Source organism: Cellulomonas fimi, assembly GCF_028527925.1.
Lineage (GTDB): Bacteria > Actinomycetota > Actinomycetes > Actinomycetales > Cellulomonadaceae > Cellulomonas > Cellulomonas fimi_C.
Map to the genome: position 1 here is coordinate 1 of NZ_JAPESW010000184.1, position 532 is coordinate 532.

Annotated in this window: 1 protein-coding gene; it reads right to left on the minus strand. The window is 63.2% G+C overall.

Annotated features, from left to right (window positions below; genetic code table 11):
• Positions 1–532: class I tRNA ligase family protein (locus OMK64_RS21585; RefSeq protein ID WP_272730174.1), on the minus strand; the 532-nt coding region annotated here is incomplete at both ends.

Below are 532 nucleotides of genomic sequence, written 5' to 3' on the forward strand. Positions count from 1 at the left end.
GGTTTCGTGACCCATCGGGTGCGAGCCGCGCAGCACGTGCCAGTTAGTGGTGCCGGAGTCGAACCACACGTCCAGGGTGTCGCTGATCTTGTCGTACTGCTGCGCTTCGTCGCCCATCAGTTCGGCGGCGTCCAGCTTGAACCAGGCCTCGATGCCTTCCTGTTCAACGCGTTGGGCCTCCTGCTCCATCAGTTCGACGGTACGTTGGTGCAGCTCGCCGCTTTCCTTGTTCAGGAAGAACGGGATCGGCACGCCCCAGTTACGCTGGCGGGAGATGCACCAGTCCGGACGGTTGGCGATCATCGAGTGCAGGCGCGCCTGGCCCCAGGCCGGGACGAACTGGGTGTCTTCGATGGCTTTGAGCGAGCGGACACGCAGCGTGTCGCCGCTGGTTGGCTCTTTGTCCATGCCGATGAACCACTGCGCGGTGGCGCGGTAGATCAGCGGGGTCTTGTGGCGCCAGCAGTGCATGTAGCTGTGCTGGATGGTGGCGGTTTGCATCAGCGCACCGACTTCGCGCAGTTTTTCGATG